21 protein-coding genes are annotated in these 24,524 nt (G+C 64.6%); 14 read left to right on the forward strand and 7 right to left on the reverse strand.

The annotated features are described in order from the left end of the window. From PKB_RS09565 to PKB_RS09590, 6 genes are all read left to right on the forward strand, one after another. On the forward strand, positions 1–2,718 hold the full coding sequence (locus PKB_RS09565; protein WP_043251137.1) for a helix-turn-helix transcriptional regulator: 2,718 nt from the start codon (positions 1–3) through the stop codon (positions 2,716–2,718). A 228-nt stretch (positions 2,719–2,946) separates the two neighbouring features. Continuing rightward, positions 2,947–3,387 (forward strand): DUF6160 family protein, encoded by a 441-nt coding sequence (locus PKB_RS09570; RefSeq protein ID WP_043251140.1) that lies wholly within the window; start codon positions 2,947–2,949, stop codon positions 3,385–3,387. A gap of 77 nt (positions 3,388–3,464) precedes the next feature. Beyond that, positions 3,465–4,226: a C39 family peptidase gene (locus tag PKB_RS09575; RefSeq protein WP_043251143.1), complete on the forward strand. Its 762-nt coding sequence runs from the start codon at positions 3,465–3,467 to the stop codon at positions 4,224–4,226. Positions 4,227–4,272: 46 nt separating this feature from the next. Then, a complete protein-coding gene (locus PKB_RS09580; RefSeq protein WP_043251147.1) occupies positions 4,273–5,277 on the forward strand; it encodes a transporter in 1,005 nt (334 codons plus the stop codon). Positions 5,278–5,295: 18 nt separating this feature from the next. Next, positions 5,296–6,894 carry an outer membrane protein transport protein gene (locus PKB_RS09585; RefSeq protein WP_043251149.1) on the forward strand — a complete coding sequence of 533 codons (1,599 nt, stop codon included), beginning with the start codon at positions 5,296–5,298 and terminating at the stop codon, positions 6,892–6,894. 10 nt (positions 6,895–6,904) lie between these two features. Beyond that, positions 6,905–8,074, forward strand: a complete 1,170-nt coding sequence (locus tag PKB_RS09590) for a MalM family protein (protein ID WP_043251152.1) — start codon at positions 6,905–6,907, stop codon at positions 8,072–8,074. A 113-nt stretch (positions 8,075–8,187) separates the two neighbouring features. On the opposite strand, the gene PKB_RS09595 is transcribed toward PKB_RS09590, so the two are convergent. The 4 genes from PKB_RS09595 to ppsR form a co-directional block, all read right to left on the reverse strand. Beyond that, a complete protein-coding gene (locus PKB_RS09595) occupies positions 8,188–9,174 on the reverse strand; it encodes an alpha-L-glutamate ligase-like protein (RefSeq protein WP_043251155.1) in 987 nt (328 codons plus the stop codon). Positions 9,175–9,177: 3 nt separating this feature from the next. Next, a complete protein-coding gene (gene rloB / locus PKB_RS09600; RefSeq protein WP_043251158.1) occupies positions 9,178–10,704 on the reverse strand; it encodes an osmotic stress tolerance membrane protein RloB in 1,527 nt (508 codons plus the stop codon). A 6-nt stretch (positions 10,705–10,710) separates the two neighbouring features. Then, positions 10,711–11,253, reverse strand: a complete 543-nt coding sequence (gene rloA / locus PKB_RS09605) for a retropepsin-like aspartic peptidase RloA (protein ID WP_043251161.1) — start codon at positions 11,251–11,253, stop codon at positions 10,711–10,713. 247 nt (positions 11,254–11,500) lie between these two features. Continuing rightward, positions 11,501–12,319, reverse strand: coding sequence for a posphoenolpyruvate synthetase regulatory kinase/phosphorylase PpsR (gene ppsR, locus PKB_RS09610; RefSeq protein WP_043251164.1), 819 nt, complete (start codon positions 12,317–12,319; stop codon positions 11,501–11,503). 165 nt (positions 12,320–12,484) lie between these two features. On the opposite strand from ppsR, the gene ppsA reads away from it, so the two are divergent. From ppsA to PKB_RS09650, 8 genes are all read left to right on the forward strand, one after another. Then, the gene (gene ppsA / locus PKB_RS09615; protein WP_043251166.1) at positions 12,485–14,854 is read left to right on the forward strand and encodes a phosphoenolpyruvate synthase; all 2,370 of its coding nucleotides are present in this window, start codon (positions 12,485–12,487) and stop codon (positions 14,852–14,854) included. 68 nt (positions 14,855–14,922) lie between these two features. Continuing rightward, positions 14,923–15,900, forward strand: coding sequence for an alpha/beta fold hydrolase (locus tag PKB_RS09620; protein WP_043257116.1), 978 nt, complete (start codon positions 14,923–14,925; stop codon positions 15,898–15,900). A gap of 177 nt (positions 15,901–16,077) precedes the next feature. Further along, a complete protein-coding gene (gene rraA, locus PKB_RS09625) occupies positions 16,078–16,566 on the forward strand; it encodes a ribonuclease E activity regulator RraA (RefSeq protein ID WP_043251169.1) in 489 nt (162 codons plus the stop codon). A gap of 108 nt (positions 16,567–16,674) precedes the next feature. Beyond that, complete coding sequence (locus PKB_RS09630) at positions 16,675–17,673, forward strand: zinc transporter ZntB (RefSeq protein ID WP_043251173.1); 999 nt, start codon at positions 16,675–16,677, stop codon at positions 17,671–17,673. Positions 17,674–17,728: 55 nt separating this feature from the next. Next, positions 17,729–17,977, forward strand: a complete 249-nt coding sequence (locus tag PKB_RS09635; protein WP_043251176.1) for a hypothetical protein — start codon at positions 17,729–17,731, stop codon at positions 17,975–17,977. A gap of 2 nt (positions 17,978–17,979) precedes the next feature. Beyond that, positions 17,980–18,804, forward strand: coding sequence for a mechanosensitive ion channel family protein (locus tag PKB_RS09640; protein ID WP_043251179.1), 825 nt, complete (start codon positions 17,980–17,982; stop codon positions 18,802–18,804). Between the two features lie 74 nt (positions 18,805–18,878). After that, a complete protein-coding gene (gene sigX, locus PKB_RS09645; RefSeq protein WP_043251181.1) occupies positions 18,879–19,469 on the forward strand; it encodes an RNA polymerase sigma factor SigX in 591 nt (196 codons plus the stop codon). Positions 19,470–19,586: 117 nt separating this feature from the next. After that, positions 19,587–20,648 carry an OmpA family protein gene (locus PKB_RS09650; RefSeq protein WP_043251184.1) on the forward strand — a complete coding sequence of 354 codons (1,062 nt, stop codon included), beginning with the start codon at positions 19,587–19,589 and terminating at the stop codon, positions 20,646–20,648. Positions 20,649–20,711: 63 nt separating this feature from the next. Here the strand turns inward: PKB_RS09650 and cobA are convergent, their stop codons facing one another. The 3 genes from cobA to nirD are packed head-to-tail and all read right to left on the reverse strand — an operon-like array spanning position 20,712 to position 24,519. Further along, positions 20,712–21,446: a uroporphyrinogen-III C-methyltransferase gene (gene cobA, locus PKB_RS09655; RefSeq protein ID WP_043251186.1), complete on the reverse strand. Its 735-nt coding sequence runs from the start codon at positions 21,444–21,446 to the stop codon at positions 20,712–20,714. A gap of 11 nt (positions 21,447–21,457) precedes the next feature. Continuing rightward, complete coding sequence (locus PKB_RS09660; protein WP_043251189.1) at positions 21,458–24,166, reverse strand: nitrate reductase; 2,709 nt, start codon at positions 24,164–24,166, stop codon at positions 21,458–21,460. 26 nt (positions 24,167–24,192) lie between these two features. Further along, entirely contained in the window at positions 24,193–24,519 is a 327-nt protein-coding gene (gene nirD / locus PKB_RS09665; RefSeq protein ID WP_043251192.1) for a nitrite reductase small subunit NirD, read from the reverse strand. Positions 24,520–24,524: the final 5 nt, after the last annotated feature.

Genomic DNA, 24,524 nt, shown 5'->3' on the forward strand with positions numbered 1-24,524 from the left:
ATGAACATGATGAATTCTCAGCAGCCCACGCCGCTGCTGCGCACCAAGCTGTTCCCGCCGCACGCGGATGGCGTGGCGCTGTTGCCGCGCCAGGCCTTGATCGACCGCCTGTACGGTGCGCGCAACCAGCGCGCGCTGATCCTCAGCGCGCCGGCAGGGTTCGGCAAGAGCACGATCCTCAGCCTGTTTCGCCGGCGCCTGCAGGAGAGCGGGGCGCTGGTAGCCTGGCTGTCCTGCGACGAAGGCGACAGCGAGCCGCAGCGCTTCCTGCAATATCTGGTGGCGAGCATCCGCAGCGTCGCCGAGGGCTTCGGCGCCAACACCTCGAACCTGCTGCAGTCGGACATGACGCTGCCGCTGGAGGGGCTGCTCGATGCCTTCCTCGCCGACCTCAAGCGCATCGATGGCCAGCTCTATCTGTTCCTCGACGACTTCCACCGCATCCGCCATCCGGCGCTCACGCCCGGCGCGCGCTATCTGATCGAGCACCTGCCGGACAACGTCCGCCTGGTTACCAGCACGCGCTACCGGCCACGCTTCCTGGTCGACGAACCGGCGCTGTCGCCCTGGGCCTTCTGCCTGAGCGGCGCGGATCTGCGCCTGACCCGCGAAGAAGCCGACACCTATCTGCTGGAGCTCAAGGGGCTGTCTCTGGCCGAGTCCGAGCTGGCGCTGCTCTACAAGCGCACCGAAGGCTGGATCACCGCGCTGCACCTGGCCGCCCTGGCGCTGGCCCGGCACAGCGACCGCGCCGCCTTTCTGCGCGGGCTGTCCGGTACCGAACGGGACATAGCCGACTACCTCGCCGAAGACGTGCTCGCCTCGCTGCCGGCGCCGCTGCAGCAATTCCTCGACCAGACCTCCGTGCTCGACGAGTTCTGCGCCGAGCTGTGCAACGCCCTGACCGGGCGGCGCGACGGCATGGACATGCTCATGCGCCTGCAGAACGAGCAATTGTTCATCATCCCGCTGGACGACCAGCGCGAGTGGTTCCGTTACCACCACCTGTTCGCCGAGTTCCTCCACGGGCGCTTGGCGCGCAGCGCCGATCCCACGCCGTTGCTCAATGCCGCGGCGCGCTGGTGCGAGAGCCGCGACATGGCCGATCGCGCGGTGCGCTATGCGCTGCGTGCGCGTGACTACGCTTTTGCCGCCGACTTGCTGGAGCGCCAGGGCGCGCGGCTGATCGCCGGCAACCGGGTGTACAGCATCCTCGGCATGCTCGGCAGCATTCCCGCCGAGGTGATCCGCGAGCACCCGGTGTTCCAGATCTTCTATGCCTGGCAGTTGGCCTTCGAGCAGAAGTTCGCCGAGGCCGAGGCCCTCATCGAGGAGCTCAGCGCACGGCTGCTGCTGGGGCAGGGCAAGGCGCGCAACTTCGGTCTGGCCGAGTTGCTGGCGGTGGCCCAGGTACTCAAGGCGCTGGTGCTGCTCTACCAGGACAAGCTGGAGGCGAGCCTCAAGGTCTCGCGCCAGTGGCTGTCGCTGGTGCCTGCGAACCAGCCGGTGTTCCGCGCGAGCCTGGCGTGCATCCTCGCCGCTGCTCATGCACTGCTGGGCGACTATGCCGAAGCGGCCGGTGCCATCGGCATCGCCCGCGAATGCCTGCGCATGGCGGACAGCGAGTACCTGCAGGTGGTGGCGAGCATGATCGAGGCGCTGATCTGCAAGGAGAGCGGCGAACTGGAGCGCGGGCGGACCATCGCCGAAAGCGCGCGCAGCCGGGTCGAGCGGGTGTTCGGCCGGCGCAGTAGGGTAGGTGGGCCGTTGTCGCTGGCCTACGCCGATATCCTCTACGAGCAGGATCGCCACGCCGCGATCCTCGCCGAACTGCCGCTCGCCACGACCTGGCGCGACGTGGCGACGCCGGTCGAGCTGATCAGCCGCGGCCAGTTGGTGATGGCCAAGGCGCGTTTCTTTGCCGGCGAGGCCGACCAGGGTCTGGCCCAACTCGACGAATGGCTGGCCGGGCTGCAATCGCCGGGTTACGAGCGGGTCAATGCGCTGGCCATGAGTTGCAAGGTGCAGCTGTTGCTTTGGCTGCGTCGACCCAACGAGGCCGAGCGCGTTTGCCTTCAACTGGCGCGACAGCTCTCGGGGCTTTCCGCGGAGCGCTTCGCTGACGCCCACGCCGCGCTGTGCCTGGCCGAGGCGCGCCTGGCGTTGTCCGAGCGGCATGCCGAGAAAGCGCAACAGCGCCTGGAAGCCTGCCTGGCGGCGACGACTTCGCCCTATCTGCGCGACCGGCGCTTGCGTCTTTCCTTGTTACTTTCTGTTGCGTATTGGCAGAAAGGTAACAGCGAAAAAGCCTTCGCACTCTTCGCGCCGACTCTCGAAGAGGCCTGGAACCAGGGCTATCGCCGCCTGTTCCAGGACGACGCGCTCTGGCTGCTGCCGTTCTGGGAGGCCTGGCGCGAAGCCGAGCCCAAGCGCGCCGCCGCCTGGCAAGGGGTGGCCGAGATGCTCCGCGAGCAGTGCCGCCGGCTCTCCGTCGACCCGGAAGGTTTCGAGGAAAATCAGGATGTTAGCCACCGCGAGCGGGAGATCCTGCGGCTGGTCGCGGCGGGCCTTTCCAATCGCGATATCGCCCAGGCGGTACATCTGTCGGAGGCCACCATCAAGTGGCACCTGCACAACCTGTTCGCCAAGTTGGGAGTGCGCAGTCGTACCCAGGCAGTTCTCAAGGGGAAGAGCCTCGGCTTGCTGAGCGAGGCGTGAAATCACGGAAGATCCGGCTCCATCCCTTGGATGGGCTGGCAGGTGGGGGTTGGACCAGTAGCTTGAAACCAGGACGCGAAGCCTGAGTGCTTCACGAATCCATGCCCGCGACACCTAGGGAAGCCGTGGCGGGTCTGGAGGGTCGGCTTGGCCGGCCAACCTGCAGCGGGGCAGGACGCCCACTGCAGCCCTGGGGCAAACCCACCTGAACACTGGAGAGACACAACAATGAAAAAAATCCAACAACTGGTTCTTGCAAGTGCTGTTCTGGCCGCTCCGTTCATGGCTCATGCCGACCTGAAATCCATGGATGACACCGCGCTGTCCAGCGTGACCGGTCAGGACGGCATCAGCATCGCCGGTACCTTCAACGCCTCTATCGGCGCCGTGACCTACACCGACGCCGACACCAACGGCGGCTCCCTGGTGCTGCAGGGCATCCATCTGCCGAGCGTAACCATCGCCGACAGCGCCCCGATGACCGTAGACGTGGTTACCACCACCATCGGCAGCACCCCGACCCAGCAGCTGGCTATCGGCCTGCCGACCGTTACCGGCGACGTGACCATCGACGCCATCAAGGTTGGCAGCACTGGCGCCAGCATCGGCTCGCTGACCGTCTCCAACCTGAACCTGGCCGGTTCCACCGTGAAGATCTGGGGTCACTGATCACGGTGTTCGCGTAGTACCCGATCTCGCCGGCGCCTCGCCGGCGAGGTCCATCCAGAATTCAAGGAGTGGGATGGATGTTCGAGATTCTGCTGGGGAGCCTGCTGGGGCTGTTCGGTTTCACCCAGGCGGTGGACACCAAGCCGCAACCGCAAGGCACGGTCAATCTCTCGCAGCAACTCACTCCCAACGGCCCCTTGCGTGAGTCGGTGCAGCTCGAGCCGATGAGCCAGGTGCAGTTCCGCAACGTCATTCGCCAGTCGTACGACTACAGCTGCGGCTCGGCGGCCCTGACCACGCTGCTGGACTACTACCTGGGGCGCAACCTGGAAGAGCGCCAGGTCATGGAAGGCCTTCTGAAGTACGGCGAGGCGGACAAGATCGTCCAGCGTCGCGGTTTCTCGCTGCTCGACATGAAGCGCTACGCCGCTGCACTGGGCTACAAGAGCGGCGGTTTCCGTGCCGAATTCTCCGACCTCGACTCGCTGGAAAACCCGGCGCTCGTGCCCATCCACTACGGCGGCTTCAAGCATTTCGTGGTGGTGCGTGACGTCTACAACGATCACGTTTTCGTTGCCGATCCTGCCCTGGGCAACATCAGTTTCACCCGCAGCCGCTTCGAGGCGATCTGGGACCAGAACGTCCTGTTCGTGATCTACCCCGGCGGCCAGGAGCCGAAGAGCGCCCTGGCCCTGAAAGAACAGGACCTGCGCCTGGTGGATGACCGTACCGTGAGCCTGCTGGCCTTCCGCGATTTTCCGGAGCTGAGCAAGTTCGCCAGCAACCGCGTGACGGAGGCCGCCTCGAAAGGCGACGTGCAGTACATCCGCAACAAGTGAGCGCTCTTTTCATCGACCCATAAGAACAAGACCAGGGGATAGCATCATGGATTTCAGGGGGTATGCGTGCGCCGCCATACTGGCCTTGCTGGCTGGCGGCCCTGTGTGGGCCGAGGAGAAATCGGTCGACCAGGCGCGTGATGCACTGTCCAAGAAAGAGGGTGACGCCGACAGCGCCAAGGCGCTGGAGCAGGTGTTCCAGGCGGCGGAACAAAGCTACACCTTGCTGAAGAAGGGCGAGCGCACGCTCACCTATGGCTTCGACTACTCGATGATGCGCGACACCCGCATCCAGCAGGTGCGCACTGGCCAGAACGTCTACAGCGTCCTGGCGCAGAGCGAGGCGCAGCACACCTTCACCAACTCGTTCACCTTCGACTACGGCATCTGGGACAACCTGACCTTCAGCCTGCGCCTGCCGTTCGTGGCCAAGTACGACACCGAGCGCGACGTGCATGCCTACAGCCTCGGCGACATCTCCACGACGTTGCGCTGGCAGCCCTGGCCATCGGTACGCGGACGTCCCGTCACCACCTTCTACGCCACCCTCGGCCTCCCCACCGGCGACAGCCCGTACGACATGAATCCGGACAAGGACGTGTCTACCGGCAGCGGCTACTACAGCCTGGGCGTGGGCGCCAACATGTCCTACGTGATCGACCCGGTCGTGCTCTACGGCTCGCTCGGTTACACCTACAACATGCAGGTCGACAGCATCCATCAGTACCAATACAACGAGGAGCTGCAGAAGGTCACTCCGGGCGACACCCTGAACTTCGCCATGGGCATGGCCTACGCGCTGTCCTATGACGTATCGCTGGCCACCTCGTACCAGATGGCCTACCAGATGAAGAGCCACTACCACTTCGACGACCGCACGGTGGAGGCTCCGGAACAGACCAGCGCAATCATGAACTTCTCGCTCGGCCTGCGAACTTCACCCGACTACATCGTCAACGTGAACGCCGGCTTCGGCATGACCGAGGACTCGCCGGATGTCCTGCTGGGGGTTTCCCTGCCCCTGGACATCAAGGGCCTGAAACCCGACTAACCCGCGAGCGAGACCCACATGACGAAGCGCATTTCGCCACTCGTGCTGGCGATGGCTGGGGCGGGGCTTGGCTGGATTCTGCCGGCGCACGCACAACTGGCCAACGACATCACCATCGGCAACCCCAAGGCGATGGCCCTGGGCAACGCGGTGACTGCCGATTCGACCGGCATCGACGCCGTGCACTACAACCCGGCCGCACTGACCAAACTCAAGGGCCGGCAGACCACGGTGAAGCTGGTGGCCGGCTTCATGGATATCCGCGCCGGCTTCCATGCGCCGCCAGATTATGGCTCGAGCACCTTCGGCGTGACCGACGACCCGATCGCCAACTCGCACAGCCGCACCACCACGCCGACCATGTACCTGCCAGGCCTCGGCGGCATGACCGACGTGCCGGCGCTGGTAGCGCCGCTGGCCGGCATCTCGATCAACCCGCCGGGCTCGAAATTCACCTTCGCCACCAACGTCTACACCCCGCAGGCGCTGGGCTATTCGCGCGATTCCGACAGCGATCCGGCACGCTACGATGGCCGTCGTGTATCGCTGCAGCGGCTGACCTACTTCTCGCCCTCGGTGGGCTACCAGATGAACGACGCCTGGTCGTTCGGCCTGTCGATCGGCTTCTCGCACCAGGCCATGGCGCTGGATACCGACTTCCGCAACCCGGGCATCCTCACCGGCCTGCTGGAAACCCTGCACAACACCACCTGCGTGCCGGGGGCGCAGGAAATCGTCGAGCTGGTGTTCAACGTCTGCGGCGGCAAGATCGGCCCTTACGACAAGCTGGCCAACCTCAAGCTGGACATGCAGCAGACCCTCTCGCCGAGCTACAACCTCGGCGTGCTCTGGGAGCCCAACGACTGGTTCGGCTGGGGTGCGGTGTACCAGAGCGAGTCGCGCATGAAGCTCAAGGGCAAGTACCGCGTCGACTACACCCAGGACTGGCAGGGCTTCTGGTCCGGCCTGCAGAGCTCGGTGTTCGGTGCCTTCCTCAGTCCGCTGTTCCCCAACGGCAACGTCGACGAAGAGCACGGCGTAGCCACGCTGAAGCTGACCAACCCGGACAACTTCTCCACCGGCATCAAGATTCGTCCGTTCGACAACTGGCAGTTCAACGCCGACCTCAAGTGGAGCGGCTACAGCGACTGGAACAACATGACCATCGAGTTCGACAAGGAACTCGACCTGCTGCGCATCGCCAAGAACTTTGCGCCCAACGGCGCCACCGACCACAGCATCATTCTCGACCGCGGCTACCGCGACACCTGGAGCTACGCCGCCGGCGTACAGTACGACGTGAACGACCGCCTGCAGCTGCGCGCCGGCTACGAGTACCGCCCCTCGGCGATCCCCAAGAGCAAGGCCGACGCCCTGGTGCCCATCGGCGACGCCAACCTCTACGGCCTCGGCCTGGGCTATCGCTGGGACAAGGACACCACCATCGACCTGGGCTTCAACTACTTCGTTTCCAAGCAGAGCATCAAGGCCGGCGAGAGCTGCAACCTGACCTGCACCGGGATCGACAACCTGGTGTACAACCCCTATGCCGGCATGGATGTGGACACGACGGTGAAGGCCTATATTTTCGCACTGACCTACAACACCACCTTCTGAGGACGGACAGATGCGTCGCTGCACTCCACTGGGCATTGTTCTCCTCGGCGTGGCCTTGCTGTCCGCGGGTGCGCAGGCGGGCGCCGGACGCTATCTGTCGTGGATCGACGACAGCGGGCAGGTGCACAACACCTTCGTCGACGACGACTTCAATCGCCAACAGCGCCAGGCGGCCAAGCGCATCGACCAAAGCGACCAGGCGCGCCTGCTCGACGACGGCGGCACGCGCTGGCCGGGGAGCCAGGCGGCGGGGGAGAGCAAGCGGCGTTACTTCACCTGGGTGGACGGCCAGGGCAACCTGCAGAACAGCTTCTACGCGGCCAACCAGGCGCCTGCCGGTGGCGCCGACTACGTGCTGCCCAATGGCGATCGCTCGTCCGAGTACATCGATGCCGAGGCGTACGAAGACAAGGGCTTCGTTCGCAGCCAGAACGGCAATCCGTACTACACCTGGGTCGACGAGCAGGGGCGCATGCACAACTCGCCGATCAGCCCCGAGGAGCGCGCAGCGGGCATTCGCCGCAACGACATCGCCTTCACCGAAGGTCGGCAGGTCGAGTTCGGCAAGCGTCCGCAGGCATTGCCTGGGCTCGACGGCAGCGGCGAGCAGACCGACGCCATGAAGGCGCTGCTCAAGGGCAGCGGCAAGACCCTGAACGACCTCTACCAGGACCTGCAGCGGCGCTGCTGCGAGCAGATCGGCGAGGGCGATTTCACCGAACTGAGTGCCGATGAGCCGCGCTACGAGGAGCTCAACAAGTTCTCGCCGAGCTTCGATTTCCCGATGGGCAAGAGCTACTACGTGGCCATGAAGCTGCCGGCATCGCAGCAGGTCTATGGCCTGCGCGTGCGTAGCTTCGCCAACCATCAGGTGGTCTATCCGTCGCTGCTGTTCCTCGACGAACACAAGCGCCCGACCCGCCTGGTCAGCGACGCGGTGTACAAGCTCAATCCGGAGACCTGGTACCGCTACGCCTTCATCGAAGGCACGGTGCCGGTGCGCGCCAACGAAGGTGAACGCTACGTACTGCTGCTGACCACGGACGAGGACCGCAGTCTGCAGACCCTCGACAACAAACCGTACAAGCGGCCGCTGGAAAAACTGGCGGTGAACGATGCCGGCATGAAGGTGCGCGACCACGGCGACCAGGGCGGTTTCGAGCTGGCGGTGATTCGCTGAGGTTGGGCGGGGGAATCCCTGTAGGAGCGGACCTTGTCCGCGATTCGCGCGCATGGCGCGCTCCTACAGGTTTTTCGCGGATGAGATCCGCTCCTACGGGCGGGGCGGCGCCGTCAGATCTCCCGCTGCGGCACGTGCCCGAACAGGCTCTGGGCGAACTTCACGCGCTGCTCCGGCGTTTCCTCAATACCCTTGGCGCGCAGGCTTTCCAGATGCGCCTCCACTGCCTGAGTTCGGCCGACCAGGCCGCAGTCGTTGGCGATCTGGATGTTCAGGCCGGGGCGTGCGTTGAGCTCGAGGATCAGCGGGCCCTTGTCCTGGTCCAGCACCATGTCCACGCCGATGTAGCCAAGGCCGCAGAGCTCGTAGCAGCCCGCGGCGAGCTTCATGAAGCCGTCCCAGAACGGCAGCTGCACGCCGTCCACCGCGTTGGCGGTGTCCGGGTGCTTGGCGATCTTGCGGTTCAGCCAGGTGCCGCGCAGTGTGCTGCCGGTGGCGAGGTCCACACCCACGCCGATGGCGCCCTGGTGCAAGTTGGCCTTGCCGTTGGACTGGCGGGTCGGCAGGCGCAGCATGGCCATCACCGGGTAGCCCATGAGGACGATGATGCGGATGTCCGGCACGCCCTCGTAGCTGATGCTCTTGAAGATCGGGTCGGGGGTGACGCGGTACTCGATCAGTGCGCGGTCACGGTGCCCGCCGAGGGAGTAGAGGCCGGTGAGGATGCTGGACAGCTGGTACTCGATCTCGTCGCGGCTGATGATCCGCCCGGAGACCGTCTTGTAGTTGCCCTCGAAGCGGTCGGCGATCACCAGGATGCCATCGCCGCCGGCGCCCTGCGCAGGCTTGATCACGAAGTCGTTGCGCTCGCCGATGATGCTGTCGAGCTTCTCGATTTCCTTCTCGGTGGAGATGATCCCGTACATCTCCGGCACCTGGATGCCGGCCTCGATGGCGCGCTCCTTGGTGATGATCTTGTCGTCGACGATCGGGTACAGATGGCGCTTGTTGTACTTCAGCACGAAGTCCGCGTTGCGCCGGTTGATCCCCATGATGCCCTTGGCTTCCAGGGCTTTCCATCGCTTGATCAGGCCGAACATGGCTCAGTCCTTGAGGAAGGCTTTGAAGCGGAACAGCTCGGTCAGGCGGTAGCCGCGGTAGCGACCCATCGCGAGCATGAAGGCGACCAGGATCAGCAGCACCGCCGGGAAGGTGAAGACGAAGTACACCAGTTCCGGCACGCGCATCAGGATGTGCGCCAAGGTGGCCGCCACCAGGGTGCCGAGGGCCGCCTTCATCGCATGCGCGGCGCCGCGCTCCTCCCAGGTGATCGACAGGCGCTCGATGCTCATGGTCAGGATCACCATCGGGAACAGCGCCACCGACAGCCCGCTCTCGAAGCCGAGCTTGTGGCTGAGCAGGCTGATGATCGCGATCATCACCACCACGAACGTCAGCACCACCGACAGGCGCGGCAGCATCTGCAGCTTCAGGTGCTCGAGGTACGAGCGCAGCGACAGGCCCAGGGCGGTGATCACGGTGAACAGGCCGATGCCCCACTGCAGGCCGGTCTCGCGGAAGGCGAGGGCGATCAGCACAGGGGTGAAGGTGCCCAGGGTCTGGATGCCGATCAGGTTGCGCAGCACCAGGATCACCAGCACGCCGAAGGGGATCATGATCATGATCTGGAAGGTCTGCTGGGTCGACAGCGGCAGGCCGTACAGCGAGTACTCGAGGAAGGTCGCGTCGGTGTTGGCGTCGGAGATCTTCGCCAGGCGGATGGCATTCATCTCGCTGCTGTTGATGCTGAAGCTGACCTGGGCCTTCTTGCCACCGTCCACGCTCAGCAGCGGCTCGTCGCCCAGCCACCAGATCACCCGGTCGTTGGGCAGGCCGCGCTCGCCGGTCTCGGGGTTGAAGTACAGCCAGTCCTTGCCGTTGTAGCTGCGCAGCCACAGCTCCGGGGTTTGCTGCTGGTTGGCCAGCAGGCGCAGGGTGTGCACCCGCTCCAGCGGCACGTGGGCGATGCCCAGCAGGGTCTCGACGATGTAGGCGCGCTTCTCCAGGCTGGTGTCGCCGGCCATCAGCAGCTTGACGTTGTCGTCGGCCTGGTTGTTGGCACGCTTGATGGTCTCGCTGACGAAGGTCTCGATGTCGGCCGAATGCTGGCGGATCGGAGCGATCAGCGCTTCGGCTGCGATCTTCTCCGGGCCTTCCAGCGGCGGCGTGTCGCGGAAGATCGGGCCTTTCTCCTTGGGCTTCTCGCCGCTGAAGCGCTTGGTCAGCACCAGGCGGTAGTAGAGGGTCTGCTTGCCGCTGGCGCGGCGCGAAGACCAGGTCACCTTACGGTTGCCGTCGGAGCGGTTGATGCTCACGCCGTAGTTGTTCGACACGAAGCTCTCGTTGAGGCTCGTGTAGTCCTGGGTCAGTGGCGGGACGAACATCTGCACCTTCACCGGCGTCTTGGGCGCGGCTTCGAAGCTGACCCGTGCGTCGATGTTCCAGAGGTCCTCGGTTTCCGCTTCGGTCATGGGAATTCCGAGGACGAAGATCTGGTACGCGGTGATCGAGATGCCCAGCAGCACCAGGGTCGCGATCAGGATCTTCAGGTGTAGGTTCAGAGAGCGCATGGGGCGTTACTCGGCAGTTTTCTTCGCAAGGGGACAGCCGGGCTGGCCGGCGGCGTATTTCAGGCTGGGATCGACCAGCGCACCGAAGCGCTTGAGCGCGTCGGAGCCGATCAGCAGCGGGTATTGGAAGGCGCTGCGATCGGTCAAGTTCACTTCGATGGTGCGGCGCACCTTGCCCAGGCAGACCTCCAGTTCGATGACCGGGCGTGCGGTGTAGGCCTTGTCTTCGTCGGGGTCGAAATCGCCGTGGCGGCGCTTGATCTTGCTGATGCGTGCCAGCGGCCGTTCGATCGGCTCGCGGTCGGCGCTGTCGGTGGCCAGGTAGAAGCGCACCCAGGTTTCGCCATCGCGCTTGAAGCGCTTGATGTCGCGGGCGCTGAGCGATGCGGTCTTGGCGCCGGTGTCGAGCTTGGCGGCGAGCACTTCGTCGAGTTCGCCGATGTGCGCGTATTCGTTGAGGCCGTAGACGGTCTTACCCGCGGCCTGGGCGGTGACGCCGAGGGCGGGGAGCAGGAACAGCAGCAGAAGGGTGGTGAGTCTGAGTTGCATAGGTTCTGTGCACTGGGAGACCGCGAGGCCTCTGGTACGGGAGCATCCGGCAAACGCCTGGCCCGCATGTGCGCGCTGATCGTTCGGCCGCGCCGGGAAGACGCCCAGTGGAGAGCGGGCGGCATTCTAGCATGGGGCGTTTCGGCCGCGACAACCGGGCGCTCCTGCCCTGGGATCAATGTGCGCCAGATAACGGAAAAGCCGGCGTTCGGCCGGCTTTTCGCGCTGTTTCGCTGCAGTCGAGCGGCTATTTTAGACGGCGCTCGACACCCTTCTCGACGAGAATCTTGGCCGAAATCTCTTCCACCGAAAAATGCGTGGAGTTGATGTAGGCGATGTTCTCGCGGCGGAACAGGTTCTCCACCTCGCGCACCTCGAACTCGCACTGGGCGAAGCTTGCGTAGCGGCTGTTGGGCTTGCGCTCGTGGCGAATGGCGGTCAGCCGGTCGGGGTCGATGGTCAGGCCGAACAGCTTGTGCTTGAAGGGCTTGAGCGCATTGGGCAGCTGCAGGCGCTCCATGTCTTCTTCGGTGAGCGGGTAGTTGGCGGCGCGGATGCCGTACTGCATGGCCATGTACAGGCAAGTCGGGGTCTTGCCGCAGCGCGACACGCCGACCAGGATCAGGTCGGCCTTGTCGTAGTAGTGGGTGCGCGCGCCGTCGTCGTTGTCCAGCGCGAAGTTCACGGCCTCGATGCGCTCCATGTAGTTGGTGTGCTGGCCGATGCTGTGCGACTTTCCGACGGAGTACGAGGAGTCCGCGGATAATTCCTGTTCCAATGGGGACAAAAAGGTCGAGAAGATGTCGATCATGAAGCCATTGGACTGCGCCAGGATGGCGCGGATCTCGCGGTTCACGATGGTGTCGAAGATGATCGGGCGGGCCCCGTCCGCCTCGGCAGCAGCGTTGATTTGCTGTACCATGACGCGCGCTTTTTCTTCAGAGTCGATGTAGGGTCGCGTCAGTTTGAGGAAGTTGATGTTCTCGAACTGCGCAAGGAGACTTTGGCCGAGGGTTTCGGCAGTGATGCCGGTTCCGTCGGAAATGAAGAACGCCGTACGTTTCATTGCGCTAGTGGCCTTAAGGTAGGAAGGAATCCTAGGTATGATAGGCCGCGCTTTTGCAGGGCCTTTTGCCGGGGGATTGTTACCCATTTTTCCGGCCCAGGCCAGGACGCGGCGGAGCCGCGACGGCCGTTTTGAGCTTTTCCAACATTCAGTGGAGAGATCACCTTGGTAGAGTACGTAGTTTCCCTCGATAAGCTCGGCGTCCACGATGTCGAACATGTGGGGGGCAAGAACGCATCCCTGGGCGAAATGATCAGCAACCTCGCCGGTGCTGGGGTTTCCGTTCCCGGTGGCTTCGCCACCACTGCTCAGGCCTACCGTGACTTCCTCGAGCAGAGCGGCCTGAACGATCGCATCCATGCCGCCCTGGACGCGCTCGACGTCGACGACGTCAACGCTCTGGCCAAAACCGGCGCACAGATTCGCCAGTGGGTGATGGACGCCGAATTCCCCGCCCAGCTCGACGCCGAGATCCGCAAGGCCTTCGCCGAGATGGCCGGCAACAACGCCAACATGGCCGTTGCCGTGCGCTCTTCCGCCACCGCCGAAGACCTGCCGGACGCCTCTTTCGCCGGCCAGCAGGAAACCTTCCTGAACATCCGTGGCGTGGACAACGTGATCCGCGCCACCAAGGAAGTCTTCGCCTCCCTGTTCAACGACCGCGCCATCGCCTACCGCGTGCACCAGGGCTTCGACCACAAACTGGTCGCCCTGTCCGCTGGCGTGCAGCGCATGGTCCGCTCCGAAACCGGTACCGCCGGCGTGATGTTCACCCTGGACACCGAGTCCGGCTTCCGTGACGTGGTCTTCATCACCGGCGCCTACGGCCTCGGCGAAACCGTCGTGCAGGGCGCTGTGAACCCTGACGAGTTCTACGTCCACAAGCCGACCCTGGAAGCCGGCCGCCCGGCGATCCTGCGCCGCAACCTGGGCAGCAAGGCGATCAAGATGGTCTACGGCGACGAAGCCAAGGCCGGCAAATCGGTCAAGGTCGTCGATGTGGACAAGGCCGACCGCGCGCGCTTCGCCCTGACCGATGCCGAGGTGACCGAGCTGGCCAAGCAGGCGTTGATCATCGAGAAGCACTACCAGCGCCCGATGGACATCGAGTGGGCCAAAGACGGCGACGACGGCAAGCTGTACATCGTCCAGGCTCGTCCGGAAACCGTTAAGAGCCGTTCCAGTGCCAACGTCATGGAACGCTACCTGCTCAAGGAGAAGGGCAAGGTCCTGGTTGAAGGTCGCGCCATCGGCCAGCGCATCGGCGCCGGCCCGGTCAAGGTGATCCACGACGTATCCGAGATGGACAAGGTCCAGCCGGGCGACGTGCTGGTCTCCGACATGACCGACCCGGATTGGGAGCCCGTGATGAAGCGCGCCAGCGCCATCGTCACCAACCGTGGCGGCCGTACCTGCCACGCCGCGATCATCGCCCGTGAGCTGGGTATCCCGGCTGTCGTAGGTTGTGGCAACGCCACTGCGGTCCTGAAAGACGGCCAGCGCGTGACCGTTTCCTGCGCCGAAGGCGATACCGGCCTGATCTACGAAGGCGAGCTGGGTTTCGACGTGCGCCAGAACTCGGTCGACGCCATGCCCGAACTGCCGTTCAAGATCATGATGAACGTCGGCAACCCGGACCGCGCCTTCGACTTCGCCCAACTGCCCAACGAGGGCGTGGGCCTGGCCCGTCTGGAATTCATCATCAACCGCATGATCGGCGTGCACCCCAAGGCGCTGCTGAACTTCTCCAGCCTGCCGGCCGACATCAAGGACAGCGTCGAGAAGCGCATCGCCGGTTACGACGATCCGGTCGGCTTCTACGTCGAGAAGCTGGTCGAAGGCATCAGTACCCTGGCGGCGGCCTTCTGGCCGAAGAAAGTCATCGTGCGCCTGTCGGACTTCAAGTCCAACGAATACGCCAACCTGATCGGCGGCAAGCTCTACGAGCCGGAAGAAGAGAACCCGATGCTCGGCTTCCGTGGCGCCTCGCGCTACATCAGCGAGTCGTTCCGCGACTGCTTCGAGCTCGAATGCCGCGCGATGAAGAAGGTCCGCAACGAAATGGGCCTGACCAACGTCGAGATCATGGTGCCCTTCGTGCGTACCCTCGGCGAGGCCTCGCAAGTGGTGGAGCTGTTGGCCACCAACGGCCTCAAGCGTGGCGAGAACGGCCTGCGCGTCATCATGATGTGCGAACTGCCGTCCAACGCCCTGCTGGCTGACGAGTTCCTCGAGTACTTCGACGGCTTCTCCATCGGCTCCAACGACCTGACCCAGCTGACCCTGGGCCTGGACCGCGACTCCGGCATCGTTGCGCACCTGTTCGACGAGCGTAATCCGGCGGTGAAGAAGCTCCTGGCCAACGCCATCCAGGCGTGCAACAAGGCCGGCAAGTACATCGGCATCTGCGGTCAGGGGCCTTCGGACCATCCGGACCTGGCCAAGTGGCTGATGGAGCAGGGCATCGAAAGCGTTTCGCTGAACCCCGACTCGGTGCTCGATACCTGGTTCTTCCTGGCCGAAGGCCAAGCCTGACGTCGCGTTAAACCGTCCAAGAGGGTGGCCCCCCCCCCCCCCCCTTTTTTGTGCCAGTCATTTCCATCATGCAAAGCAGCAGCGAACTCTTTCCCGTCGCGCTCGTCAGCGCCGAAATCCGCGGAGACCTCGTCGAGGATATCTACCGCCTCAAGCCCAACAACAGCCCGGACGCCAGCGTCGAGCTGGCCCTGACCCGCCTCGGCCTGATCGGGCAGGAAGCGCGCGGCGTCCCGGTCATCCTGCTGCACGGCAGTTTCTCCAACCGGCGCTTCTGGTACTCGCCCAAGGGCATCGGCCTCGGGCCGTACCTGGCGCGCGCCGGTTTCGACGTGTGGATCGCCGAGATGCGCGGCCACGGGCTGTCGCCGCGCAACCAGGACTACTCGCGCAATCGCGTGGCCGACTACGCACGCTACGACTTGCCAGCCATTGGCCGCTTCGTCGCCGAGCAGGCGGGGCAGCGTCCTCACTGGATCGGGCATTCCCTCGGTGGCATCACTCTGGCTGCGGCCTGTGGCGGTGGCTACCTGGGCGAGGACGAGGCGGCCAGCGTTGCCTTGTTCGGCAGCCAGGTGAGTCGTGACTACTGGCCACTGAAGTTGCCGCCAGTGGCCTGGAGCGGGCGCTTCCTGCTCAAGCGCATGGGTGTGATCTCGGGCTCGCGCCTGCGCCGCGGGCCGGAAGACGAGCCCATCGGCCTGGCCCTCGAAGCCCTGCGCTGGCACGGCCTGTTCGGTCGCTTTGGCGAACGCGACAACGATTGGTGGGCCGGGCTTTCCGAGGTGCAGGTGCCGGTGCTGGCGGTAAGCGCCGAAGGTGATCACCAGGACCCGCCGTGGCTCTGCCGCAAGCTGTTCGATCAGTTCGGTTCCGAAGTCCGCGAGTACCTCTGCCTGGAGCGCAAGCAAGGCTTCTCGGAAAACTTCGGCCACGTCGAAATGCTGGTCAGCAAGGGGGCGCAACGCGAGGTCTGGCCACTGGTGCTCCATTGGCTCGAACACCAGGCGCTACCGAAGTCCGACGCTGCCGCCGTGCCGGTGTAGAGCCTTCGCAAAGCCGCAATCCAGGGCCCTAGGGCGTAGGCGGATGACGCGGCAGTCGCTAGACTCTGACGCCGGAGCGAACTTCAGTCATTCCGGGTGCCCGGCGCCTGGAATGCGTTCGCCGATTCGGCTGGCGATGTCGCCGCGCATTCCGCTCATTCTCCAAGGAGTCTCTCCATGCATTACGTCACCCCTGATCTGTGCGACGCCTACCCGGAACTGGTGCAGGTCGTAGAGCCGATGTTCAGCAACTTCGGCGGTCGCGACTCCTTCGGTGGCGAGATCGTCACCATCAAGTGCTTCGAGGACAACTCGCTGGTCAAGGAGCAGGTCGAGAAGGAGGGCAAGGGCAAGGTGCTGGTGGTCGATGGCGGCGGGTCCCTGCGTCGTGCGCTGCTTGGCGACATGCTTGCGGAGAAGGCGGCGAAAAACGGCTGGGAAGGCATCGTGGTCTACGGCTGCATCCGTGACGTCGATGTGATCGCGCAGACCGACCTGGGCGTACAGGCCCTGGCCAGCCACCCGATGAAGACCGACAAGCGCGGCATCGGCGACCTCAACGTGGCCGTGACTTTCGGCGGCATCACTTTCCGCCCGGGCGAGTTCGTCTATGCCGACAACAACGGCATCATCGTTTCCCCGCAAGCGCTGAAAATGCCCGAGTAAGGTGAACCCCGGGCCGGTCCTCCGGTCCAACCGGGTCCCTGGGGATGCCCCTGCAGTGTCGGGCGCGCGCGTTGGCGCCGTCCGACGCCGGAGTACTTGGAAGCCTGCATGCAGTCATACGAAAGCGGTACCGAACGCGGCTTGATCTACGGCTTCGTCCTGGACGGGCGTGGGAGTGGCCGGCAGATCACTCGAAGCGAACTGCCGCTGCTGGATCTCAAGCCCGAGGAAAGCCTCTGGCTGCATTGGGATCGCGGTGTGCCGGAGGCGCAATCCTGGCTACGCGAGACCAGCGGGCTCAATGAGTTCACCTGTGATCTGCTTCTGGAAGAGGCGACTCGGCCGCGCCTGGTCGATCTCGGCGCCGAGCGCATGCTGGTGTTCCTGCGCGGGGTCAATCTGAACCCCGGGGCGATGCCCGAAGACATGGTATCGCTACGGGTGTTCGCCGAAGCCGGGCGAGTGATCTCGATGCGCCTGCGGCCTCTTAAGGCGGTTGCTGACCTGCGCGAGGACCTGGCTGCCGGCAAGGGGCCGAAGAATGCGTCCGAAGTGGTGTTGTACCTGGCGCATTACCTCACCGATCGTGTCGACACCCTGATCGGCAATCTGGCCGACCAGCTCGACGACATGGAAGAGGCGATCGAGGAGGACGAGACCAATATCCCCGACCAGGCTGTGCTGCGTACCCTGCGTCGCCGCTCCGCCGGATTGCGCCGTTACCTGGCGCCACAGAGTGACATCTATTCGCAACTGACCCGAACCAAGCTGTCCTGGACGGTGCCGGACGATGTCGACTACTGGAACGAGCTGTACAACCGCCTTACCCGAAACATCGAGGAACTGGAGCTGGTGCGCGAGCGCATCTCGCTGATCCAGGAGGCCGAGCACCGGCGCATCACCGAGAGAATGAACAAGACCATGTACATTCTTGGTATCATCACCGGCTTTTTCCTGCCCATGAGCTTCGTGACCGGACTCCTGGGCGTCAACGTGGGTGGTATCCCGGGCGCCAGCGCTCCCTACGGCTTTGCCGTGGCCTGCGTGGCCATCGTGCTGATCGCCGGGTTCCAATGGTGGGTCTTCCGCCGCCTGCGCTGGCTCTGATGTGACTTGTGGTGGTGTGGCTGCGTCAAGGCACCACACAGAGGCGAGGTGTGCCATGCACGACCCATTCGAGGAATCCCTGCGCGACCTGCTGCGCATGCCGGCGGAACAGCCGGACGACGATCTGCGCCTGGGTCGCGTGCTGAAGACTGCCAACCGCCAGGTGGGCGCCGGCGACCTGTTCAGCCTCATGGGCCACTGGTTGCAGGCCCTGAGCATCGGCGTCAGCCGTGGCGCCGCACACGTCGCACCGGTTTCCCGCCGTCCCCGTCATTCCGCTCCTTCTGCTGACAAGGCTGATTGAAGATGCAATTCGATATCTGGACGCAAAGCCTGCTGACGGCCATGAACACCCTCTGGGGCAAGCTTGCTGGGTTCATTCCGAACCTGCTCGGCGCCCTGGTCGTGGTGCTGCTTGGCTTCATCGTCGCCAAGCTGCTGGACGCGCTGCTGTCCAAACTGCTGGCCAAGCTCGGCCTGGATCGCCTCATGGCCGGCACCGGCCTGACCAAGCTGCTGTCGCGCGCCGGCGTCCAGGTGCCGGTCTCGACCCTGGTGGGCAAGATCGTCTACTGGTTCGTGCTGCTGGTGTTCCTGGTTTCCGCTGCCGAATCCCTGGGCCTGCAGCGGGTCTCGGCGACCCTCGACATGCTCGCGCTGTACCTGCCGAAAGTGTTCGGCGCGGCTCTGGTACTGATCGTCGGCGTGCTCCTGGCGCAACTGGTGAATGGCCTGGTGCGCGGCGCCGCCGATGGCGTCGGTCTGGAGTACTCCAACGGCCTGGGTCGTCTGGCCCAGTGGCTGGTCATCATCATCAGCATCTCGGTGGCCATCGGCCAGCTCGAGGTGAAGACCGATCTGCTCAACTACATCATCGCCATCGTGCTGATCACCGTCGGCCTGGCCGCCGCGCTGGCGCTGGGTCTCGGTAGCCGGGACATCGCCGGGCAGATCATCGCCGGCATCTACGTACGTGAGCTGTATCAGGTCGGACAGCAGGTGAAAGTCGAGGATGTCGAAGGCATCATCGAAGAAATCGGGACCATCAAGACTATTCTGATGACCGAGGAGGGCGAACTGGTGTCCATTGCCAACCGCGTGCTCCTCGATAGTCGCGTGACCAGTCGCTGAACTGACCCTGATCCGCGCCGACGCCGCTTCCGCGAAGCCGCGTCGGCTACCGACTTGACCTGGCCCGATCCGACTTGAACAAGCCGCAACCACTGTCCCAGCGCTATGACCCGCGCCAGCTCACCGACGAGGAGCTGGTGGAGCGTGCTCATGACGAGCTGTTCCACGTGACCCGTGCGTACGAGGAGCTGATGCGCCGCTACCAGCGCACGCTGTTCAACGTCTGTGCCCGATATCTGGGCAATGACCGGGATGCGGATGATGTCTGTCAAGAAGTGATGTTGAAGGTCTTGTATGGTTTGAAGAACTTCGAGGGTAAGTCCAAGTTCAAAACTTGGCTTTACAGCATCACATACAACGAATGTATTACCCAGTACCGCAAAGAGCGGCGAAAGCGTCGTCTGCTCGATGCGCTGAGTCTCGATCCGATCGAGGAAGCCTCCGAGGAGAAGGCCCCCAAAGTTGAAGAAAAGGGGGGGCTCGACCGCTGGCTTGTGCATGTCAATCCCATTGATCGGGAAATCCTGGTGCTACGTTTTGTCGCAGAGCTGGAATTCCAGGAGATCGCCGACATCATGCACATGGGCTTGAGCGCGACGAAAATGCGCTACAAGCGTGCACTCGACCGCCTTCGGGAAAAGTTTTCGGGCGTATCCGAAACATAGTTGGGTAAATGTTGTCTCTCTAATTCGCGAGTTCTGATAAACTTGCGCGCAAGTTGCTTGTCCTGATTTTTGTCGATGGCTTGCAGCTTACTGACCACCAAGATGGGGATTTAACGGATGAAACTGAAGAACACTCTGGGCGTCGTTATCGGCTCCTTGATCGCCGCCTCCGCGGCCAACGCTCTCGCTCAAGGCCAGAACTCGGTCGAGGTAGAGGCGTTCGGCAAGCGTTACTTCACCGACAGCACCCGTGACATGAAGAACGGCGACCTGTACGGCGGTTCGGTTGGCTACTTCCTGACCGACGACGTCGAGCTGGCGCTGTCCTACGGCGAGTACCACGACATTCGTGGCACCTACGAGACCGGTAACAAGAAGGTACATGGCAACCTGTCCTCCCTGGACGCCATCTACCACTTCGGCACCCCGGGTGTCGGCCTGCGTCCGTACGTGTCCGCTGGTATCGGTCACCAGAGCCTGACCAACATCCACGACGCCAACGGCAGCCGTCAGAACCTGACCATGGCCAACATCGGCGCCGGTCTGAAGTACTACTTCACCGACAACTTCTACGCCAAAGCCAGCCTCGACGGCCAGTATGGCCTGGAGCAGCGTGACAACGGTCACCAGGGCGAGTGGATGGCTGGCGTTGGCGTCGGCATGAACTTCGGCGGCGGCTCCAAGCCGGCCCCGGCTCCTGAGCCGGTTGCTGAAGTCTGCTCCGATGCGGACCACGACGGCGTCTGCGACAACGTCGACAAGTGCCCGAACACCCCGGCCAACGTTACCGTTGACGCCAACGGCTGCCCGGCTGTTGCCGAAGTCGTACGTGTTCAGCTGGACGTGAAGTTCGACTTCGACAAAGCCAAGGTCAAAGAGAACAGCTACGCCGACATCAAGAACCTGGCTGACTTCATGAAGCAGTACCCGTCCACCTCCACCACCGTTGAAGGCCACACCGACTCCGTCGGCACCGACGCCTACAACCAGAAACTGTCCGAGAAGCGTGCTAACGCCGTTCGCGACGTTCTGGTCAACACCTACGGTGTGGAAGGCGGCCGCGTGAACGCAGTTGGCTACGGCGAGAGCCGTCCGGTTGCTGATAACAACACTGCCGAAGGCCGTGCTGTTAACCGCCGCGTAGAAGCCCAAGTAGAAGCCCAAGCCAAACAGCAGTAATTGGCCTGAGCTTTGAGAAAAACCCGGCCTCGGCCGGGTTTTTCTTTGCCTGCAGAAAAATTCTCAGGCGCTGCGGGCCAGCTCCAGCGCGGTGCTTGCCGCGACTTCGCCGATCACCAGGATGGCCGGGCTGCGCAGGCCGAAGGCCAGGGCGTCGGCCTGCATTCGCGCCAGGCTGCTGCGGCACTCGCGTTGTTGGGGCAGCGAGGCGTTCTCGATCAGCGCGACCGGCATCCCGGCACGCATTCCGCCTGCAAGCAACCCGTCGCGGACTTCGCCCAAGCGCGCCACGCCCATGTAGACCACCAGCGTCGTGCCGCTTTGCGCCAGTGCTGACCAGTTGGGCTCGCTGTCGTCCTGGGTGTGCGCTGTCACGAGGGTCACGCCACGGCTGATGCCGCGAAGCGTGAGCGGAATGCCGCAGTTCGTGGCCGCTGCCAGCCCCGAGGTGATGCCATTGACCAGTTCGCAGCAGACACCTCTGGCCTCCAGCCAGGCGGCTTCCTCGCCGCCACGGCCGAAGATGCACGGATCGCCTCCCTTCAGGCGCACCACACGTCGCCCTTGGCGCGCATAGCGCAGCATCAGGCGCTGGATGAAGTCCTGCGGCGTGGAACGGCAGCCGCCACGCTTGCCGACCCGCATCACGCGCGCAGCCGGGCAATGTTCCAGCACCTGCGGGTTGACCAGGTCGTCGATCAGTACGACTTCCGCCTGCGCCAATGCCTTGGCCGCTTTCAGGGTCAGCAGCTCCGGATCACCCGGACCGGCGCCGACCAACCAGACTTTTCCGCTCATGGCTTCTCTCCTCAGGCGTGTACGGCGAGGCTGCCGGCCGCGCTGGCCAGCAGTCGCTTGATCTCGGGAACACAGGAACCACATTGGGTGCCGCAGCCCAGTTCGCGCTTGAGAGCGTCCAGGTCCAGGCCCTGGGCGATGCCCGCGCAAACGCGGCTGTGGCTGACATTCATGCAGTTGCACAGGGTCTTGTCGGCAGCGGCGGCGGGTTGCGCGCCGGGCGGTGCGAGCAGCTTGCGACGCAAGTCGGTGTCGGCTTCGCCGGATTGCCAGAGCGCCTTGAGCCAATCGCTGGCGATGCCGCTGCCCGCCAGACGCAGGCCGCTGATGCGCCCGCCGTCCAGGCGCACGCGCTTGCCCTGTACGCGCCGGGGATCGTCGTAGGCCAGCACCATTCCCTCGCTCAGATCGAGCAACGCGTCCACCTGCTGCAACCAGTTCGAGTCCGGATTGCCGCTGTGCGCGGCGCGAATCTGCAGGGCAGGGCGCTCGCGACCGACCAGGCAGAAGCCGGCATAGTCGAGGCTGTCGAACAGCGGGCGCAGTGCCTCGAACCGTTGCTGAACATCGCCTTCGACCAGGGCATAGAACTGCCAGGGCAGGTCCACCGCGACGACTTCCACGGCGGTGTGCTTGAGTTCGGGTTGCCGCGACAGCGGGTCGAAGGCCGGCAAGGTCAGGGCGTTCACGCCCAGCCCCTTGAGGAAGCGTTCGCCCCAGTGCATCGGCAGGAAGGCCTGGCCGGGCAGCAGCCCGTCATCGGCCTGTACCGGCAGCACCAGGCTGCCGCGGCGGCTGCTCAGGCGCACCAGTTGGCCGTCCACCAGGCGCCGCCGGCGCAGTTCGGCGGGATGCAGGCTGAGGCGGGCTTCCTCGACATGGCCGAAGGCGCTGGCGGCGGTGCCGGTGCGCGTCATGCCGTGCCACTGGTCACGCAGGCGGCCGGTGTTGAGGATCAGCGGGTAGCGCGCTTCGCGGCGTTCGCGCGGGGCGCGGTAGGCCTCGGCGATGAAGCGCGCACGGCCGTTGGCGGTGGCGAAGTTGCCGTCGCCATAAAGACGCTTCAGCCCGTGCTCGAAGCCGGCGGGCAGCGGCCACTGCTGCGGTCCGCGCGCATCCAGCAGGGCGTAGCTGATGCCGCCCATGTCGAGGTCGCGGCCTTCGGTCAGCGGGCGGTATTCGTTGAACAGTGCCTCAGGGCTGGCGAAATCGAACAGGCTTGGCTGACCGGGGCGCAGTTGGCACTCCAGGCGCCGGGCGAAATCGCAGGCGATGGCCCAGTCCGCGCGTGCCTCGCCCGGTGCCGGTACGGCGCGGCGCACATGGCTGACACGGCGCTCGGAGTTGGTCACCGTGCCTTCCTTCTCGCCCCAGCTGGCGGCCGGCAGCAGCAGGTCGGCGTAGCGGCAGGTCTCGCTGGTGGCGAAGGCTTCCTGCACGACCACGAAGGGGCAGGCTTCGAGCGCCTCGCGGACCTTGTGCTGATCTGGCAGCGATTGCGCGGGATTGGTGCAGGCTATCCACAGTGCCTTGATGCGTCCGTCACGCACAGCCTCGAACAGTTCGATGGCGGTCAGCCCGGGCGCATCTGGTAGCGAATCGACTCCCCAGTGGCTTGCGACTTCGGCACGATGCGCGGCATCGCCGGCATCGCGATGGCCGGGCAGCAGGTTGGCCAGGCTGCCGGTCTCGCGGCCGCCCATGGCGTTGGGTTGGCCGGTGAGGGAGAAGGGCCCGGCGCCCGGCCGGCCAATTTGCCCGGTGGCCAGGTGCAGGTTGATCAGCGCGCTGTTCTTGGCGCTGCCGGCAGTGGATTGGTTCAGGCCCATGCACCACAGCGACAGGAAAGAGGGCGCGCGGCCGATCCATTCCGCGCAGCGCTGCAGGTCTTCCACGGCGATGCCGCAGATTTCCGCCACCGCCAGCGGGCCGTAGTCGCGCACCAGGGCCTTGAGGTCGTCGAAGCCCTGGGTGTGCGCCTCGATGTAGGCGCGGTCGACCCGGCCTTCCCAGAGCAGCAGGTGGAGGATGCCGTGGAACAGCGCGACGTCGGTGCCCGGCTGGATCGCCAGGTGCAGGTCGGCCAGCTCGCAGGTGTCGGTGCGCCGCGGGTCGATGACGATCACCTTCATCTGCGGGCGCGCAGCTTTGGCCGCCTCCAGGCGGCGGAACAGTACTGGGTGGGCGTAGGCCATGTTGCTGCCGGCGATCAGCACGCAGTCGCTCTGTTCCAGGTCCTCGTAGCAGCAGGGCGGGGCGTCGGCACCGAGGCTGCGCTTGTAGCCGACCACAGCCGAGGACATGCAAAGCCGCGAGTTGCTGTCGATGTTGTTGCTGCCGACCAGGGCGCGGGCGAGCTTGTTGAAGGCGTAGTAGTCCTCGGTCAGCAGTTGCCCGGATACGTAAAAGGCCACGCTGTCCGGGCCGTGCTCGCGGATCGTCTCGGCGAACACCCCGGCGGCGTGGTCCAGCGCGCTGTCCCAGTCGACCCGGCTGCGGGCCAGGCTTTTGCCCAGGCGCAGCTCGGGGTAGAGCGCTCGGGCCGAGCGGTCTCCGGTGAGGTGCAGGCTCGAGCCCTTGCTGCACAGCCGGCCGAGGTTGGCCGGGTGCTGCGGGTCGCCCTGCACGCCGAGGATGCGCTCGCCGTCGTGCTCGATCAGCACGCCGCAACCGACGCCGCAGTAGCAGCAGGTGCTGGCGGTGACTTGGCGTTGGCTCATGGCGTTCTCCCGTTTGGCGGTGGATGTCAGGCGCAGGCGGCCAGGTCTTTCAGGGCCAGCAGCACGCGGCCGTTCTCGACCTTCGCCGGATGCCGATGGGCGCAGCCGACGTCCGGCGCCACGGCGTTGCCGCTGTCCAGTTCGATCTGCCAGTTGTGCAGCGGGCAGGCCACGCGCTTGCCGAAGATCAGCCCCTGGGACAACGGCCCGCCCTTGTGCGGGCAGCGGTCGTCGAGGGCGAAGACTTCGTCGTCGGCGGTGCGGAACAGGGCGATGTCGCCGTGGGGGCCTGCGATCACGCGCGAGCCCAGCGGGTTGATGTCTTCCAGGGCGCAGATGTCTTGCCAGTTCATGCGGT

It is taken from the genome of Pseudomonas knackmussii B13, from assembly GCF_000689415.1.
GTDB classification, from domain to species: domain Bacteria; phylum Pseudomonadota; class Gammaproteobacteria; order Pseudomonadales; family Pseudomonadaceae; genus Pseudomonas; species Pseudomonas knackmussii.